Origin of the sequence: Martelella mangrovi, from assembly GCF_040545495.1 — a bacterium.
Lineage (GTDB): Bacteria > Pseudomonadota > Alphaproteobacteria > Rhizobiales > Rhizobiaceae > Martelella > Martelella mangrovi.
In genome coordinates this window covers 1-15,972 of record NZ_JBEPLY010000009.1, presented here as the reverse complement: position 1 = coordinate 15,972, position 15,972 = coordinate 1, and the positions used below count along the sequence as shown (strand labels likewise).

General features: G+C 55.1%; 17 protein-coding genes. 12 read left to right on the top strand and 5 right to left on the bottom strand.

Annotation, left to right across the window (positions count from 1 at the left end):
* Positions 1 to 241: 241 nt before the first annotated feature.
* Positions 242 to 1,702 carry a PAS domain-containing protein gene (locus ABID12_RS13185; RefSeq protein ID WP_354434589.1) on the top strand — a complete coding sequence of 487 codons (1,461 nt, stop codon included), beginning with the start codon at positions 242 to 244 and terminating at the stop codon, positions 1,700 to 1,702.
* A 505-nt stretch (positions 1,703 to 2,207) separates the two neighbouring features.
* Here ABID12_RS13185 and ABID12_RS13180 read toward each other — a convergent pair.
* Positions 2,208 to 2,696 (bottom strand): P-loop NTPase family protein, encoded by a 489-nt coding sequence (locus tag ABID12_RS13180; RefSeq protein WP_354434588.1) that lies wholly within the window; start codon positions 2,694 to 2,696, stop codon positions 2,208 to 2,210.
* 658 nt (positions 2,697 to 3,354) lie between these two features.
* Between ABID12_RS13180 and ABID12_RS13175 the strand changes: the two genes are divergently transcribed.
* From ABID12_RS13175 to ABID12_RS13145, 7 genes are all read left to right on the top strand, one after another.
* Complete coding sequence (locus ABID12_RS13175) at positions 3,355 to 3,675, top strand: DUF736 domain-containing protein (RefSeq protein WP_354434587.1); 321 nt, start codon at positions 3,355 to 3,357, stop codon at positions 3,673 to 3,675.
* Positions 3,676 to 3,904: 229 nt separating this feature from the next.
* Positions 3,905 to 4,336, top strand: a complete 432-nt coding sequence (locus ABID12_RS13170) for a hypothetical protein (RefSeq protein ID WP_354434586.1) — start codon at positions 3,905 to 3,907, stop codon at positions 4,334 to 4,336.
* Between the two features lie 209 nt (positions 4,337 to 4,545).
* Positions 4,546 to 4,755 (top strand): antitoxin VbhA family protein, encoded by a 210-nt coding sequence (locus tag ABID12_RS13165; protein WP_354434585.1) that lies wholly within the window; start codon positions 4,546 to 4,548, stop codon positions 4,753 to 4,755.
* Positions 4,752 to 5,666 carry a Fic/DOC family protein gene (locus tag ABID12_RS13160; protein ID WP_354434584.1) on the top strand — a complete coding sequence of 305 codons (915 nt, stop codon included), beginning with the start codon at positions 4,752 to 4,754 and terminating at the stop codon, positions 5,664 to 5,666. The genes ABID12_RS13165 and ABID12_RS13160 overlap by 4 nt, the downstream gene beginning before the upstream one ends.
* Positions 5,667 to 5,942: 276 nt before the next feature.
* Positions 5,943 to 6,116 (top strand): hypothetical protein, encoded by a 174-nt coding sequence (locus ABID12_RS13155; RefSeq protein ID WP_354434583.1) that lies wholly within the window; start codon positions 5,943 to 5,945, stop codon positions 6,114 to 6,116.
* 333 nt (positions 6,117 to 6,449) lie between these two features.
* Positions 6,450 to 6,743, top strand: a complete 294-nt coding sequence (locus tag ABID12_RS13150; protein WP_354434582.1) for a hypothetical protein — start codon at positions 6,450 to 6,452, stop codon at positions 6,741 to 6,743.
* Positions 6,744 to 6,802: 59 nt separating this feature from the next.
* A complete protein-coding gene (locus tag ABID12_RS13145) occupies positions 6,803 to 7,129 on the top strand; it encodes an FtsZ/tubulin family protein (RefSeq protein ID WP_354434581.1) in 327 nt (108 codons plus the stop codon).
* 180 nt (positions 7,130 to 7,309) lie between these two features.
* Here the strand turns inward: ABID12_RS13145 and ABID12_RS13140 are convergent, their stop codons facing one another.
* From ABID12_RS13140 to ABID12_RS13125, 4 genes are read right to left on the bottom strand one after another with little or no spacing between them, the layout of a single operon-like run.
* Positions 7,310 to 7,561 carry a WGR domain-containing protein gene (locus ABID12_RS13140; RefSeq protein WP_354434580.1) on the bottom strand — a complete coding sequence of 84 codons (252 nt, stop codon included), beginning with the start codon at positions 7,559 to 7,561 and terminating at the stop codon, positions 7,310 to 7,312.
* 2 nt (positions 7,562 to 7,563) lie between these two features.
* Positions 7,564 to 9,435, bottom strand: coding sequence for a type IV secretion system DNA-binding domain-containing protein (locus ABID12_RS13135; protein WP_354434579.1), 1,872 nt, complete (start codon positions 9,433 to 9,435; stop codon positions 7,564 to 7,566).
* Entirely contained in the window at positions 9,432 to 9,623 is a 192-nt protein-coding gene (locus ABID12_RS13130; protein ID WP_354434578.1) for a conjugal transfer protein TraD, read from the bottom strand. The genes ABID12_RS13135 and ABID12_RS13130 overlap by 4 nt, the downstream gene beginning before the upstream one ends.
* Positions 9,624 to 9,645: 22 nt before the next feature.
* Positions 9,646 to 9,888: a TraC family protein gene (locus ABID12_RS13125; RefSeq protein ID WP_354434577.1), complete on the bottom strand. Its 243-nt coding sequence runs from the start codon at positions 9,886 to 9,888 to the stop codon at positions 9,646 to 9,648.
* Positions 9,889 to 10,103: 215 nt separating this feature from the next.
* On the opposite strand from ABID12_RS13125, the gene traA reads away from it, so the two are divergent.
* The 4 genes from traA to ABID12_RS13105 all read left to right on the top strand — a co-directional run bounded on the left by traA (position 10,104) and on the right by ABID12_RS13105 (position 15,885).
* On the top strand, positions 10,104 to 13,874 hold the full coding sequence (traA, locus tag ABID12_RS13120) for a Ti-type conjugative transfer relaxase TraA (RefSeq protein ID WP_354434576.1): 3,771 nt from the start codon (positions 10,104 to 10,106) through the stop codon (positions 13,872 to 13,874).
* Between the two features lie 117 nt (positions 13,875 to 13,991).
* A complete protein-coding gene (locus ABID12_RS13115; RefSeq protein ID WP_354434575.1) occupies positions 13,992 to 14,495 on the top strand; it encodes a DotD/TraH family lipoprotein in 504 nt (167 codons plus the stop codon).
* Entirely contained in the window at positions 14,492 to 15,403 is a 912-nt protein-coding gene (locus tag ABID12_RS13110) for a type IV secretory system conjugative DNA transfer family protein (RefSeq protein WP_354434574.1), read from the top strand. The genes ABID12_RS13115 and ABID12_RS13110 overlap by 4 nt, the downstream gene beginning before the upstream one ends.
* Positions 15,364 to 15,885: a hypothetical protein gene (locus tag ABID12_RS13105; RefSeq protein ID WP_354434573.1), complete on the top strand. Its 522-nt coding sequence runs from the start codon at positions 15,364 to 15,366 to the stop codon at positions 15,883 to 15,885. The genes ABID12_RS13110 and ABID12_RS13105 overlap by 40 nt, the downstream gene beginning before the upstream one ends.
* Positions 15,886 to 15,972 lie beyond the last annotated feature (87 nt).

Genomic DNA, 15,972 nt, shown 5'->3' with positions numbered 1-15,972 from the left:
TTCAATTCAAAACGGAATCCCATTCGATTCATGCAACGTGCTGGATGTTCCAGAAGGTGGTTCTAAAGAGTTCCACGCGTTAGCCGACAGGCTGTTGAAGCAAGTGCATTTATAAGGCTGATTTGGTAAGACTTTAAACGACTTTAACGTCGATGTCGGTAGCTTCTGACAAAGAAACAGATGGCTTTTTGCCGACAAGTCTCATACCAGAAACTAATATCAATTTTTCGAACAAAAAAGAATGAACGCTCCTGACGCCATTCGTATCATAGACGAATTAAGCCGCACTTCTGCTTCAAATGATCCGTTCGCGGCCGTTGTTAGGGCCACCCGAATGCCGATCTTGATTACGGACCCTCGACAATCTGACAATCCGATCGTTTTTGTAAACGATGCTTTTCTCCAGCTCACTGGCTATGACCGTCAGGAAGTGCTTGGGAGGAATTGCCGGTTTTTGCAGGGAAATGGCACGAATGTTCATGACATCAGAAAAGTGCGGGAGGCCATCGCTCAACGAGAGCGTCTTGAAATCGACCTCCTGAACTACCGCAAGGATGGTACCAGCTTTTGGAACCGGCTTTTTATTTCGCCGGTCTTTGATGCCCAGGGTGAGCTCTCATATTTTATTGCCTCTCAATTCGACGTTACCCCAGGGCGAAGTCCGTTTGCCGAGCACGCGTACTCCGAAGAGCAATTGCAGTTCCAGATTGAGAATAGGATTCACGAATTATCCGAATCTGAAAACAGACTTCAGTTCGTATTGAATGCTGCCCAGTTCGGCTCTTGGACGCTTGACGTTGCCAGCAAACGATTGGCCTTGTCTTCGCAAGCAAAGGCCAATTTCGGCCGCGGTGCGGCCGACAGCTTTAATTTTCGAGATGCCATAAAAGCTATGGAGCCAGCAGATCGCAAAATTTGGCAAAGTGCTTTGTCAGAAAGCGACAACAAAAACAAAGCTCTTCATATTGAATACCGTATTCGAATACCAAATGGGGAAACACGCTGGTTAGAGGCACATGGACGATTCTCAGCGTCTCCCGATGGAGACTTAACCCTGACCGGTATTTCTCAGGATATCACTGAACGAAAAGAAGCAGAAGAGCGCAGAAGGGTCCTCGCCAGAGAACTCAACCATCGCGTCAAAAATTCGCTAGCGATCGCACAATCAATCTTCGCAAGGTCACTGGAGTCTTCCGAAACTTTCGATGAAGCTCGCCAATTGGCCTTTGGACGAATTAGCGCAATGTCTAAAGCTCAGGATTTGCTAGCCACAGACGACTGGAATTCAGCGAGAATTCGTGCCTTGATTGAAGAGGTCTTGGCTCCATTTGAAGGAGCAAATATTAGAATTTCCGGGCCCGATGTCTTACTAAATGAACAAACCGTCTCGACTCTCTCTCTTGCCCTCTACGAACTGGCCACTAACGCGACCAAATATGGCGCTATGTCGGCTTCGGATGGCATAGTTGCCGTCGAATGGGAAGTTGTTAAAAGTGATGAACCCTCACTGAGATTGGTTTGGACCGAGTCTGGTGGCCCCGTGGTACACACGCCGACGCGTCGCGGCTTTGGTTCGAAAATCATCGAAAATGTACTGTCTGCAACACTCAATGCCGACGCCCACATCGAGTACGAGCCGGACGGTGTCCGATTTGAAATGATGGCACCGCTAAACTCAATTCATTATGGGGGTGGCGGATAAGCTTAGGCTTAGGATCTTTAGCTTGAAGGACATGGCGGTGTTTTCCTCGAGGGTTTCAATATGTCTCCACACTAATGGCCGCTGAACACGCTTTACGAGAGAGGGGCTGAATAGCTTCGTCGCTCGGGGAACGGGCCAATATCCTGCTTCCGGACATCGGATATCTGATAGATCCAACACTTTCGTGTCGCGACGCCTCGAAGGCCGTTTCGAACGCGGTTTCGGGCTCACAGCCGGGCGAAATCGCTATCATCACGAGCTTTTCGGCACTTATGTTCAATCAGAACCTTGCTACGAGTATTAGCCACCGTGCGAGATACTCGAGCGGCGGAGTGCGACCGTAGGCTTGAACATCCGCACGAAGCTTGTCCGGGACATGCCTGCCTGTTCCGTAAGCGGTGTCCTTATTACACATGGCGCAAATGCGGCAGACGATTCCGAGAATGTCGGTAACGAGATTAACGGAAAGAGAGCGGCAAAGCAGCGACTGAACTCGCCAAGATGGCTATTGGATTCCAACCAAAAAATCGTTGATCTCGGTTCGACTCGACAGCCTAAATTTCTGCTTGGGATGCTGATCATAGAAGAAGCGATGCGCGTCGAAGGAGTTCAGATGTTTTTTTCGGAGGCGGTAAGTGCGTGTGTACTCGAGCAACTGCTGGAATTGCTCTGACGTGCCTCCGTCGTTTTGTCCTCGTTGCACCAGATTTGGAATGCATTCGTCGTCGGCGAGATCTAGCCAGATCAACGTCGTCACGCGGGAAAATACCTGCTTTAGAACTGAACCATAGATGCCCTCTATGATCCACGAGTCGCAGCTTGCAGCTTTGGCGGCGAGCTGATCACGCTCATGGCGCGGACGCTCTCCGACGAAACCCGGTAGCCAGTGTAAATCATCCAGATTGGTGATCGGAAACCCAAGCTTGGCTGCCAATTGTTTAGCTAGCCACGATTTGCAGCTTCCGCCATTACCCATGATAAAAATCCGGTTCACGAAGCGCGCTCCTGCCGAAGACTGTTACGGGCGTCAGCCCACCATATCGAGAAATGCCACAGTTCGCGAACTTGAAATGGTGTCAGGTTTGGGGTGCCAGCAGTCTTTGGCCGTCTGATCGCTCTGAATGATTCCGTGGCCGCAACTCGTTGATCCGTCTCTGTTTATGTCCGCTGACGCTGGCTATCAGCGTGGCTGCCAGATACCCTGTTCCGCAAGCGCCGGTAAGGCGCTACTGCGCGCCTGGCTGCTCAGTCATTCCACGAGGCGGTCGATCACGACTACGTCAATTTCATGGACGTGAACGACTACGGCAGGATCGTCGCCGAGGAAGAGGTCGTGATCGGCTGACGGGAAAGCGTCCAGAACGGTGCGGTATCCAGCTCACCGTAACGAGACGACGGAGAGATCTGATCTGCCATGGCACAGGCACGTCTTGCCGTTGTTGTTTGTGATCAATTGACGATGGGACTGTAAGGCCCGGCGCCTGTCAGCAACGTCTCCGGTCAGGAAAAGACGGTTTCCACCTTCGGCGAACCCTCCGTCTTTTCCTTTCCTGCGTCGCCCTCCGCTCTGCTACGGCCCTTCGGGTGCAGCCAGCCTTTCTCCGGTCCTTTGGGCGTCCCTGTCAATTCGATCAAACAACGGAGACATACCAATGGCAGACCTGATCAACTTCATCCGCTTCAACGACAACGGCACTCTGACGGGCAATATCGCCGCACTGGATTTCGATTACGACATCACCGGCGAGATGATTGACAGCACAAACCCGAAAGCCCCGGTTTACCGCCTCTATGGCGTATCACCGCGTGGCCGCAAGGTTGAGGTAGGCGGCATTTGGCGGCAGACAAACCAGAACGGTGATGAGTACCTGCAACTCACCGCCGCCACGCCCAGCCGGTTGTTCCGCGCAAACCTCGGGAAGTTTCCCGGCCAGGACGACGATGATCTGATGTCAGTCATCCCCTGGAGCTAACACTCATATAGCGCGGCGCGGCAGCGCCGCGCTATTCCTTAACCAGGGCGTTAAAACGCATCCTTGCAACATCTGGCGGCTCTTGTTTCAATGAAGGCCACAAATTAAGTGTTCTGTTCTACGATTTGCGGCTCACGGCGAATTTAATTCGCAAGCATCGTGATATTCGCTAAGTGCAGGTGCACGTACAACATAATCCGAAACCGGACCGGACAGCTGTCGCAAAAGAATGAAAAGAGAAGATATCATCAAAGGACTTGGCGCACAGCCGCACGATCCGTTTGTGTGGTTCGATGGGCATCCTATCCTGGAACAGATCCCGCCTGGCACTGTGGGTGTTAACGCGAACAAAATCGCGACAGCCGTGGAAAACCGGCCAAAACGGTTTGTGAACCTGTTGCCGATGCTGCGTCGCAGTCTGATCGAATTGGTCTACAGTCCGCAGATGGACGGCGGGATATTGCCGGTTCATATTCTCGCTGAACATTTGGGGATCAGTCGGTTTACGATCGCGCGTAATTGCGTGTTGCTCGAAGAAATGGGCCTTTTCTACAAGATCAATAAGAACGGGCGTTATGCCATTGAGCGTGATACGGCGTTGGCGGTTCTTCATGATCTGGTTGTTCCGCCGCCTGCCAAGCGGCTTGAGAAAGACGATTGATTCGGGCCGAGAAAAGGGTCAAGCATATAAAAAAACAAGAGAAATTTGTCCATTCTTGAGGTATAATACGGGTGTTTTCAGGACTACGCGGGTTTTGGTGCCCAAAGAGTGAGAATGCAAAGTCGAACCGTGCCGGTTCAGGATCGGAGAGAGTTCTGAAGAACTGGTAAGCCGGCGAAGACCACATTGATCTGAAGAAGGAAGCGACCATGGCAGCCACCCTTGAGAAAGCGCGCATCTCAGATGCGGAGATGGAAAAGCGCCGTCAGATAGTCAAAAGCGCCGACCATTCCAATGCCATGGAAGGCCTGAAACGCGATCCGGCAACGGATCACATTTTCGAGGCTTTCATTCGTGGTGATATCGAAGCCGGTGATATTGACTCCATGCTCGATGAATTTCGCGCAGCCAACGGATGACGAACTACACATACGAAAACGGCACTCTCAAGAACATCTATGGCATAACCGATGCTGACAAGCTGTCAGCTGTGGAAGCCGAACGCGTTGCCGCTCGTTTGGTCACCTTGCGATTTGGTGCCGGACCGCCCCCGACCTTCGATGGCCAATACTTGAAGGGCTTGCATCAGCATCTCTTCGAAAAGGTCTATGAATGGGCGGGGCGCACCCGCGATGAGCGGGTGCAGCTTTCGGATGGCACGGTCGCAACCATGCCAACGATGCAGAAGATCGAGGGCGAGCAATTCGCGATCGGCCCGGCCATTCCCGGCGAGCTGGACCGATTATCCGAAGATCTACGCGGTCAAAACCTCTTGCGCGGTCTCGACCGTGAAACCTTTGCCGATCAGGCGGCCGGTTACTTCAACCGGCTCAATATGATCCATCCCTTTCGGGAAGGTAACGGCCGTACGCAGAGGGAGTTCATGGTCGCCCTGGCGAAGAACGCCGGTCACGAACTTAACTTTGGTGTCGTGTCGGCCGAGCGCATGGCGCAGGCCAGTATTGCCGGTCATGAGCGCGGCGATATCGATGCCTTCAAGCGCATGTTCCGCGAGATTTCTGATCCGGAACGTGTGCAGGCGTTGGAGAAGGCACAGAAATTCCTGACCTCGCAAGGGTTTGATTGGCAGGATCGCTATATGGCAACGACCGAACCTGGCCGTCGTTATGATGGCGTCCTGGTCGGGGTCGGCGGGGCGGATTTCATGATGCATGACAAGCAGAATATCCTCGTGGGCCAGACAAAAGACCTGCCACGGCCGTTGCCCGAGCAAGGGCAGCATGTGGCGTTCGAAACGCCACAGAAGACCCGTGCGAACGCCCGAGAGGGGAGGGCGCGCGACGACGACTTTGGACACGGCCTTGGTTAAAACCTCATCCTTGCGATTTCGCAGCAGAGATTGCCGGCTGGACGCCGGATTCGGTCGCGGCCTTTAGGGCCGCGGTTCTCTTCTTTTTCTGCCGGGATAGCGTACGGCTCCTTGGTCAGTGTCAATGACGAACGGTGCCCCCAATTTTGCCGCTGCCCGCAGGGCAGCAACAAAATCGGCACCCCCATTCGCCGGCGTTGCCGGTCGCTGCGCGATCATTGACACTGCCCTGCGATCACCCGTGGCCGGTTTCTGTCAACAAAAGGAGACGGAGACATGACCACTTTCGACCAGATCAACGAACTGCGCGCCGAGCTGATGAACTGCGACCTCTCGCAGTTGGAACGTGAGGGTGCTGAAGCCGAACTTGCACAGCTGCAAGCACAGGCAGCGGCAGAGGAGCGGCAGTTTGAGCAGGACATGGCATCCTGGATCGCTGACCTCGAATGAGGTCACTTGAAAGGAAGGCTTCCAGCCTTCCTTTTCTCTTCGTTCAAACACGAGGATTACGGTCCCAGACATGGGGCAGGGAAGGGGCTGTAATGGGCACCGCTTTAGCGGTGCGCATTTGTTTGCCTGGATTGAGGGCAGTTCCGCCCTCTTTCCAAATGGCGGGGCTCCCCGTGCTCGCTTCCTCCACAGCCTTCGGCTGCTCCGTGCAGCTGCGCGCGGGTCCGCTCCTGCCTTCGGCACATTTGGAAATTCACCCCCCATCTCGCCGATGGGCAGGGTTTGGTGACAGGGCACCAAACCCTGCCCCGATTTTAGACAAGGAAAACGGCGATGTGTGAAGTGATCGACCAGAGCAAGGAATATTGGGCAGGCAAAATGAAAGGCTTTGCCCTGATCCGTCGTGCCGAGAGCCTTTATGATGCTGCCTGGCGCGAGCGCCAGTACATCAGCGGCGGTGTGGATGAATATGGCGATGCCATCCCCGAGGAAAATCTGGAACCGTGGGACGCGCTGGCCGAAGCAGTGGCCGCTGTCTTCGCCAGCAAGCACGCCATGCGCATCCTGAAAGCCCAACGCCGTTGGGAATTCTGCGGTGAAGTATTCGGCAGCGTGTCGCACGACTAGCGAGCCTATGCCTGCCGCCGAGGCGGCAGGCCCTGAAAACACTGTGAAGATTGCGAATAATGGCATATATTGAAATTAAAGGAGACATCCGCATGGCGGCTTTGGCATTTGACACATTGAAGGCAGCAAACCGGCTGAAGGAAGCAGGCTTTGACGACAAGCAGGCTTACGAGCTCGTTTCCACATTTGCCGAGGGCGTTGGCGAGAACGTCGCCACGAAAGACGACATCGAAAAGCTGGATCGCAAAATCGACGATCAAGGCAAATACCTTGTCGCCGCGATTGAATCGATGGGTCAGAAGATGACCATAAGACTTGGTAGTCTCGTCGTTGCTGGCGTCGGTTTTATGGTGTTGCTTGATCGACTGTTTCCCTCGATACACTAAACGCGAAACAGGGCCACTTAATCGGCCCTGTTTCCGCCTTGGCTTGTCTTGGCCGGATCGACCGACCAAGACAAGTATGAGGGGAACCCGTTCCTTCCCCTCAAACTCTCCTCCCTCCCGCTTGACGGCCGTTCACCTGTCCATCGAAGCGATGAACAGGTGAACGGCGCGTCTCGCAAATCAATCGCGGTACCCGCGTTTGCGTTTGCTTTGAGCCAGCACGGCGAGCGCGTCGTGTGCTTCTCCGGCGGAGGCGAACCAGTCCAGCTTCAGTTGGCCGCCAGTGCCAATACGGCCCCAACGGCGCACAAGGCACCAGTCCCCGAACAGGTCGCTCTCGATGCTGAGATGATAGAACCGCCATTTGTTGGTGGCCGGTTCGATGCGGCGCAGGAAAACTTCTGTCGGGAAAAGGTCAAACTGGCTGCCCATATTCAAATGCCCGGCAATTGGCCGTCAAACAGATCCAGCGTCTCGCCTTCGACCATGGATGTGTTCCTGGGCTTGCTGACTGGCTCCATTCCCTTGAGCACCTCAATGGCTTCTTTCGGATAGCCGTCGTCACTGTTCGCGTTCCCGGTCTCGTCTGCATCGTCGGCCGATGCGGCAGTGCCCTCAAGTCGGCTGACGGTGATAAGGTCCAGCGTCCAATGCGCCGGCTCCTGTGCATCTCGTGCATGGGGCAGGGTGGTATAGGGAACACGCACCTTGTAAACATCCTCGCCAATGCCTGTTACGAGCACATCGATGCCGTTCTTTCGCGGCCCGAGCTGGGTCTCGAACTCCGAGCGCTCAATCGTATTTTCGCGCCGTTCATCGCGCACCCATTCGAGCCCGTTTGCTCGTGGCTCACGGCGGTTATAGACTACCGTCGCCTGACCGACGTCGCTTTCAAGGCGCTGGGCTGTCGGGCCGGAATTCACCTTTGCGATGATCTTTGTACCGACGATCGACATCCAGGCATCGGCCCGTTCGCGACCGTAAGTATCGCGAATTTGGGCGATATCCTGCACGCCTAGACATACGCAAACGCCTTTCGACCGCCCAATATCCAGCAGTGCGGAAAACCGGCTGATCTTCGGCAACTGGGCAAATTCATCCACGAAAAACCAGATGCGGCGAAGCTTGGCGTCACCGAGCTCCGGATCGGAAACGATGCCAGAGGCAATGGTGAGGAAGGCACTGATCCAGCCGTCCGACTGATCGGAAAACCGGCCTGACTTTTGCAGAATAACCGTGCGCTTTTCGGTCTTGTAGAGCAGCCAATCGCGCAAGGAAAATCGGTTCAATCCTTCATAATCCGACCACGCGGTGGCCAACAAACGGAGCGTATTCGTATCAGCCGTCAAGGTGGAAAGCGTCGAAGAAACCTGTCTGTAATCTGCATCCAAAAAGCGCACGGCATCCGGATGATACCGGTGCGCGACTTCCAGAAGCTCAAGATGATCGCGGCGCGTTTCCGCCACCAAATCAGCCCATGTCCACGCGCGGGGCTTCTCATGCATGAGGCGGATGGTGCACGCCGCGAGCACGGCGCGGGCCGAGTTGGAAAAGAACCGGTCCCGCGTGTCCGGGATCAATCGCGTCGCTAACTCCACAGCGTCTTCAGCGATCCGCAAATCCTTGGCGATGTCCCAAACATGGGAACGCCGGTCCTGCGGCGCGATGATAATTGGTTGCACCTTTGAACCATCTGGCTTGATTGTCGGCGGCAACTTTTCGGTAAAGTCTCCCTTGATATCGAAGACAAGAACTTTGTCATGTCGCGCGATCGCGGAGACGATCAGGCCGATCATGGTCTGTGTTTTACCGCCGCCAATGGAGCCGAATATGATGAAGTGACGGACTTCCCGTTCGAGCGCCAGCCGCCAACCATTGAACCAATGAAGGCCATCTTTTTTGTCGATTTTCTCGCGCTTCGCCGCGCTCAGAAGCTCGGGCATGCCAGCAACGGTGCGGCCTGACTTGATCCACTTTTCGGGCGGTTGAAGAAAAGTAAAATATCCGCCGACAGCAATGCCTGTGATGCCGGCAATCAACGAGCCGACAACAAGCCATTGCCAGTTTTTCAAACCGGCAGGAGGTGTCCCCGCACTGTTGACAAAATGCCGGCTGCAAAGATCGCCATTCCAGATTTTGAGGCAGTCGATTGCTTCGGATACCGAAAGGCGAACTGCAAATCCTTCTGGCAACGACCACGACTTGACGACGAAAAGGTACACCCAAGTGACGGCCGCAACCGCAACAAAAAACAGTCCTGCATAGAACAGGACTGAGAGTTCCGAGCGTCTGGGTTTCGTGATCATTGCCGGAATGCCTCTCGACCGAGTTTGATCATCTGCTCGCGCAGACGTTTATCACCCTTTCGTTGGTTGCCTGTCAGAAGAACGCCAAGAATATAGGCGCGGTCTTCCTCACCAAGCCCGGCTTTTATGACAAGCCCGCCGAGTTCGATCTTGTGGCGCGTATCTTCACTGCGTTCACGGGTCCGCATTTTCCTGTACTCGCTTTGCAGGTCACTGAGCGTTCGACGTAGCTTGTAAATCTCCTTGTCCGCCGTCTCGCTCGGAACGAAAGGACTGGACCATTTCGGAAAATGCCGCCTCCAGCTCGCTGTCGGACACTTCCAGCGTTTCGACACCCGCTTTCATCGCGATCTGTCCAATCCGCAGCGCTTCCTTTTCCTCAGCTTCGCGCAACTGCTTTTGCAGGTTTTTGATCTGGTCACGGATGGCGGAGGGGGATTTGGTGCGAGCCATAGTCATTCTCCTTTACGGCAATTCTTACCCAGGCAGAGTGCAAAAGTGTTCTCGTTTTGTAAACCTCAATGTTGCACGAAATTCGGCCCAAAACGGCATGAGAAAATGAATCGGCGTAGCCGATGCCGTTTCTGTCATGCAGGATAGAACCAAGGTTCTATGAAATGGCACACTTATACATTGTTTTCAACAATGTGAGATGCTAGGCACGATCCATGGCGATCTATCACTTGCGCGCTCAACAGATTTCGCGCGGAAAAGGACAAAGTGCTGTTGCTGCTGCAGCATATAGACATGCGGCCCGGATGACTGTCGGCCGTGTGGGTGAAACCGCCGACTATAGCCGTAAGAAAGGCTGCATCCACAGTGAAGTTGCCTTGCCGGAGGACGCGCCTAAATGGGTCCGCTCCTGGCATGATCGGTATACTGCGCACGAGTTCGCAGAGCGCTTCTGGAATCGCGTGGAAGCCAATGAACAAAGGGATGACGCCCAGCTTGCTCATGAGTTTGTCGTTGCACTTCCCGTCGAGCTGTCGGCGGATCAGAACATTGATCTTGTGCGTGATTTCGTTCGTTCGCAGTTCGCGGAGCGTGGTCAGGTTGCCGATTGGAATTATCACGATGCGACAGGAAATCCGCATGTTCACATCATGGTATCGTTGCGGCCGCTGACGGATACGGGCTTTGGTCCCAAGCGGGTGCCGGTGCTCGATGTTGACGGTGAACCGATGCGAAGGCCGCCAAAAGAAGAGGGCCAAAAAGGAGAGATCGTCTATCGGCATTTCGCGGGATGGAAAGACCGCTTGCCGGAGATACGTGCGGCCTGGTCTCAGGAGATCAATCGCCATTTGGTGCAACATGGCTATGATGCGAAGGTCGATCACCGCAGTTTTGACGATCGCGATATTCCTCTTGAGCCGACAACTCATCGTGGGCCGGCTGTTGATGAGATGGAAGCGCGCGGCATTCAAACCGAAATGGTGCAGCAGCATCAGCAGGTGATGAGCGACAACTTCCGCAAGCTTGCAGAAGATCCATCGCTTGTTCTGAAACTGATCACCGAAGAAAAGTCAGTTTTCGATGAACGGGATGTTGCCAGGCTCATCCATCGATACGCTTCTACGTCCGAGGAGTTTTCCGGTCTTTTCCTCCGTGTGGGTGCATTGGAAAACCTCGTGACACTTTCACAGGAAGTGCGCGATCCGTTCACCAACAAGTTGCTTGAACGCGAGAAAATGACAACGCGCGAAGTCCTGGAAATGGAAGCGCGTATGATTGATGGCGTGCGCGACCGTGCTAGCGATCGCGCATTTGCCGTTTCGGACGGGCGCGTGAACAAGGCGCTTTCTGCGTTCTCGAAGTCGCATGGATTTGCCCTTTCTGACGAACAGGCGATGGTGGTGCGCGCGGCCACGTCTGATCGTGGGGTGACGACGGTTGTCGGTTATGCCGGCGCGGGCAAGTCAACCGTAATGGATGTCGTCAGGCAGGTTTACGAAGGAGAGGGGCGGCGTGTTATCGGTGGTGCGCTCGCCGGCAAAGCGGCCGAGGGGTTATCTGAATCTGCGGGCATTGAAAGCAGAACTCTGGCGTCCTGGCGGATGTCCTGGGAACATGACAGGCATCAGCTTCAAAAAGGTGATGTGTTCGTTCTTGATGAAGCCGGTATGGTGTCATCAAACGACATGGCCATGCTGGTTGAAGCGGTAGATGCTGCGCAAGCCAAGCTTATTCTGGTCGGTGATGCGCGGCAGCTGCAGCCTATTCAGGCCGGCGCTGCGTTTCGCGCTATTGCCGACAATACCGGGTTCGTCGAACTCAGCGAAGTTCGCCGTCAAAACGAAATGTGGATGCGTGAAGCTTCGCTTGCGTTCGGCAGTGGCGACAGCCGCGCGGCGCTTCAGGCTTATGCCGATAATGGACACGTGCAGGTCAAGGACACGCGCGATGAGGCTGTTGCGGCACTGGTGGAAGCTTGGAGCCATGACTGGGGCGCTGGCGTCGATACATTAATGCTGGCGCATTCCAACGATGCAGTGTTCAGTCTGAATGAAGAAGCACGTCGGACGATCAAGCGGAGAGGCGGCCTTGATAACGAAGTCACGTTTGCTGCGCTGCGCGGGCATCGTGAATTTGCGGTCGGAGACCGGCTTCTGTTCCGCGAAAACAATCGTGACCTCGGTGTAAAGAACGGCATGCTGGCAACCGTGGAGGACGCGCAAGAAGGCATTCTTTCCGTCCGGATCGATAATGGCAGAGCAGTCACGGTTGATGAGAGCCATTACAACAATGTCGATTATGGCTATGCGACCACGATCCATAAGTCGCAGGGCGCGACGGTAGATCGGGTGCATGTGCTTGCCACGCAGATGATGGACGCGCAGCTTTCCTATGTTGCGCTTACGCGTCATCGGGAGACGGCCACACTCTATGCAGGGAAAAGCGATTTCCCGAGTGATGACGACCTGATGAAAACATTGTCGCGTGACAGGTTGAAGGATTCGACGTTGGCTTATGAGCATACGCCCGACTATCAGTTGGAGCGGGAAGCGTTCATACGGCGGCGCGATCTGCCGGACCGGGGCGAGCTGCGCGATCTGTGGCGACGGTCCCTCGATGTCATGCGCACGCGGTTCTCTGCGGTGGCCGAACGGTTCCGGTCTATTTCGCAGCGACTTTCGCACAACGACGCGCCGGCCGGCGACAGGACGCCGGCAACGCCGGACGTGCCGCCGTCGTCTGTACCTGTCGCAGCGCGCACCGAACCGGAGAAAGAGATCAGGCTTCCGGAACTGACGCCGGCCGTCAGCCAGGCGCTTGCCCGCCTTTCGGAGGTCGATGGCAACACCCAAAATTACAGCAACAAGCGTGCGCGTTGGTACCGGGCGGCCGAAACGGAGCTGACGCAAATGTCGTCGTCATCTGATCTGGTCATGTTTAATGAGCAAGTCGCAGCGCTGGTTTCTCCCGTCGAGGTTCGTTCCCTTGGACGCGATCCTGACGAGGACAGGGTGCAAGCGCTCGTTGATCATCTGCCGCCAGAGGCGCAAACCTTCATCAAGGAAAACTGGCGGCTGGTGCATGTCGGTCAGCTGGCCACAGACGACAAGAGCCGCGATGACGTTGCTTCGGTCTTGGTGACCGAGCGGCGTGAAGCCAATATTGAGGCGGAATATGAACAGGAACGGGCGCGATATCGCATACCGGATGAGCCGCTTATCCCGGCAGTGAAAAGCTGGCCTGTTTCGGTCTCGGCCGTGGCCCGAGATCCGGCCAATCAGGCCGCCGTCACCAAATCACTGCAGGAATCTGCTCTCGCACACATGGGTAAGGTCTGGCGCGATCCGGCGCCGATCCTCGATAAGGTGGTTATTGCGGTCAAAAACAACGGTGATGTCAGCCAGGTCTTGAGAGCGATGGATGAGAACCCGGCTTCTCTTGGCGAGCTACGTGGCAAGACGAACTTTCTTGGCCGACCTGATGAGGAACGAAAAGCCGCACTTGCGGCAGCGCTTCCGGCATCCAGTAGCGCTGACGACTTTGCGGGGTCATTGAAGGTGAGCATCGAGGGCGTTGAAAATTCGGAGAAGAAGCTTCGAACACAGATGGCAGAACCAATTGATGGACTTTCGCCGGCAGCCCGGGAACTGTTGTCTATGCTTGAGGAAGCATCAAAGTTTCCGGAAGGCTCCGATGACCGGCGCACGCTCGAACGGGCGGCGCTCGATGATACCGAGGCCGTCGGCCAGGTTCGGTATAGCGCACAGGAGCTACGGTCGCGCTTTGCCGACAGCAACGGAGCCTTGCGTAAGGACTTGTTGGCACGGTCGATGCCGGACCAGCCGGAGCAAACGATATCGACGATATATCGTGAGGCCGGCCAGATCTGTGCCGCTCAGGACCGCTTTGTTGAGATCGATCGCACGCAGCGAGCCGAAATTCGTCTTGAGCACGAGAAATCACACCATCATTCGATTGGCCGATGAGGCCAAAAGGCTTGTCGATTAACCGCTTTTGTTCTCTTTAATGTTGCATCAAGGCCCCCATTATGGTGAATTGCAGGCGTAATACGCTGCAATTTCAGCACCGGAAGAGGTTTCCCAATGCGCATCGCGATCAGTCTGGTATTGGCTGTTCTTGTAGGCTGTACCAGTACAGGAGAGGTTTCGTCGGATTCCCCTACGATCAATTACATTGACAATCAGGTTCACCTGGTTCGCAGCGAGTTGAACGACGCAGCGCTATACCAAGGTGTTCTGGAACCTCGTGCAACAAATACCGTCGAGGTGCGCAACCCTGAAACCGCCCAGGGTCCGCTTATGAAAGTGCTGGACGCTGAGTGGCAGGGAACTTTGGATGAGCTGACAACCCGCGTTGCCAGCGAAGTTGGCTACAGTGTTTCGGCTTCGGGTGAGAAGTCCGGTGCACCGATTTTGATCTCAACCAACTTTTACAATTTGCCGGCCTTGGGGTTGTTGCGGGAAGCTTATGGACAGGCGAAAGGCCGAGCGCGTCTCGTTGTTGATCAGGGGCGCAGGCATATGACGATCTATTACGCTCGCCCTGAACAAAGCCCCATTCCACATCAGGAGGACCTCAAGCCGTGAGCTCGACCGTTTCTCGCCGCCGACATCGCTCCATGGCGCTTTCGAGCGTTCTTATGGCCGTTTTTCTATCCTCATGTGCAACAACCAGCGAACCGCCGGAACCGCCTCCTGTTCCGCAACTTGGTGGTTCCGACGATCTGACCAACCCGAAATATGCGCCGATGTCGTACAAGCAGTTTGCCTCACGGGCCAAACACGGCAAGCTTGGCGGTAATGATGTCGCAGAACAGCGTTATTCGGTGCTTCGCGACGCTGCCCTTGCCTATGGCGCACAGGCCGGGTTTGAGCGACGCAGCTGGGAGATCATGAACGATCTGGAGCGTGAATCCGTTAAACTGTCCGAGACTTTCAACTTCAATCGTGTGGCATTTAAGGCGCCGAGGGAGACCGGTTATGTTCTGCCACCGGTGATCACTCGTGCAACATCTGCGATCAACGTGACTGATAACGGCCGTAAGAGCGTTGCCGCTGACGAGTACTACCGGATTGAAGAACCCGGCCGTCTGGTCGCTATTCTGCCGACCTGGCGCGACTATCTGGTGCTGCCGCTTGATGAGCCGCGCGAGCCTGATGATCGTCTGTTGCCCCAGGATGACGACGAAACCAAGATCTGGTCGCAGTACCTCGATGAGGGCTGGGCACAGGGCAAACAGCAGGCAGATGCAGCGTTGCAGGAGAATATGAACCTGCTACGGCGCGACTACCTTGGCATGGTTGAGTACCGCAAGGCGGTCGAAGCCGGCCTGATTACCAATCTCGTGCTGAAATCGAGCGAGACACGCGCTACCGGCGGCGTCAACGAGCTTTATATCGGTGAGCGCCGCGTCGAGATCGACGATGCAGCCCGGTTCGTGAAAAATCCGGCGCAATGGAAACCGATCCGGAGACGTTTTCAGGTAACGAAGTAATGCCCGTCGTTGATTTATCGAATGTGACCGATGTCGCCTATGATCCGAAGGAGCCTTATGCGCGCATCCTGAAGCGTGAGCCATTGCGTTTTGACGGCGATATGGACCCGTTTCAGCAGCTGCTTGTTGGGGCTTCAATGAAAGGGGCATCAGACATCCGGATACAGACGGACAGTCGTATCCGGATCAAGATGCACGGGACACAGCATTTCGCTACCGCGAAACCTCTGAATGCCTCTGAAGTCCTGAGTATCCTGACCCATATGTGGCGCTCTGAGGATGCTTTCAGTATTCTACGGCAAGGTCGGCCGCTGGATTTCTCGTTTGAAATTCCGATTGATCGTCACCGGCGTCAGCGGTTCCGCGTGAATGCGAAAGGTGTGATGAAAGGGTCTGGCGATGGCATTTCTTTGACCATGCGACCCTTGCCGACAACGACACCGACAATTGATGATGTTGGGCTGGAACGCGATATCCGCTGAGAACGGCGGTGCAAAAGTCGGCCACGGAAGCGGCGGAATAGACCGTCCGCGGGCGGAGTAAAATCCGTCCACCTATCTTCCTTCTGC

Bases quoted from the DNA above. Each gene is read 5' to 3' on its own strand.
- ABID12_RS13175 (WP_354434587.1), top strand. From the start codon at position 3,355: ATGGCAGACCTGATCAACTTCATCCGCTTCAACGACAACGGCACTCTG.
- ABID12_RS13135 (WP_354434579.1), bottom strand. From the start codon at position 9,435: ATGATCACGAAACCCAGACGCTCGGAACTCTCAGTCCTGTTCTATGCA.
- ABID12_RS13145 (WP_354434581.1), top strand. From the start codon at position 6,803: ATGGCATATATTGAAATTAAAGGAGACATCCGCATGGCGGCTTTGGCA.
- traA (WP_354434576.1), top strand. From the start codon at position 10,104: ATGGCGATCTATCACTTGCGCGCTCAACAGATTTCGCGCGGAAAAGGA.
- ABID12_RS13115 (WP_354434575.1), top strand. From the start codon at position 13,992: ATGCGCATCGCGATCAGTCTGGTATTGGCTGTTCTTGTAGGCTGTACC.
- ABID12_RS13185 (WP_354434589.1), top strand. From the start codon at position 242: ATGAACGCTCCTGACGCCATTCGTATCATAGACGAATTAAGCCGCACT.
- ABID12_RS13155 (WP_354434583.1), top strand. From the start codon at position 5,943: ATGACCACTTTCGACCAGATCAACGAACTGCGCGCCGAGCTGATGAAC.
- ABID12_RS13125 (WP_354434577.1), bottom strand. From the start codon at position 9,888: ATGGCTCGCACCAAATCCCCCTCCGCCATCCGTGACCAGATCAAAAAC.
- ABID12_RS13165 (WP_354434585.1), top strand. From the start codon at position 4,546: ATGGCAGCCACCCTTGAGAAAGCGCGCATCTCAGATGCGGAGATGGAA.
- ABID12_RS13160 (WP_354434584.1), top strand. From the start codon at position 4,752: ATGACGAACTACACATACGAAAACGGCACTCTCAAGAACATCTATGGC.
- ABID12_RS13130 (WP_354434578.1), bottom strand. From the start codon at position 9,623: ATGCGGACCCGTGAACGCAGTGAAGATACGCGCCACAAGATCGAACTC.
- ABID12_RS13150 (WP_354434582.1), top strand. From the start codon at position 6,450: ATGTGTGAAGTGATCGACCAGAGCAAGGAATATTGGGCAGGCAAAATG.
- ABID12_RS13140 (WP_354434580.1), bottom strand. From the start codon at position 7,561: ATGGGCAGCCAGTTTGACCTTTTCCCGACAGAAGTTTTCCTGCGCCGC.
- ABID12_RS13170 (WP_354434586.1), top strand. From the start codon at position 3,905: ATGAAAAGAGAAGATATCATCAAAGGACTTGGCGCACAGCCGCACGAT.
- ABID12_RS13105 (WP_354434573.1), top strand. From the start codon at position 15,364: ATGGAAACCGATCCGGAGACGTTTTCAGGTAACGAAGTAATGCCCGTC.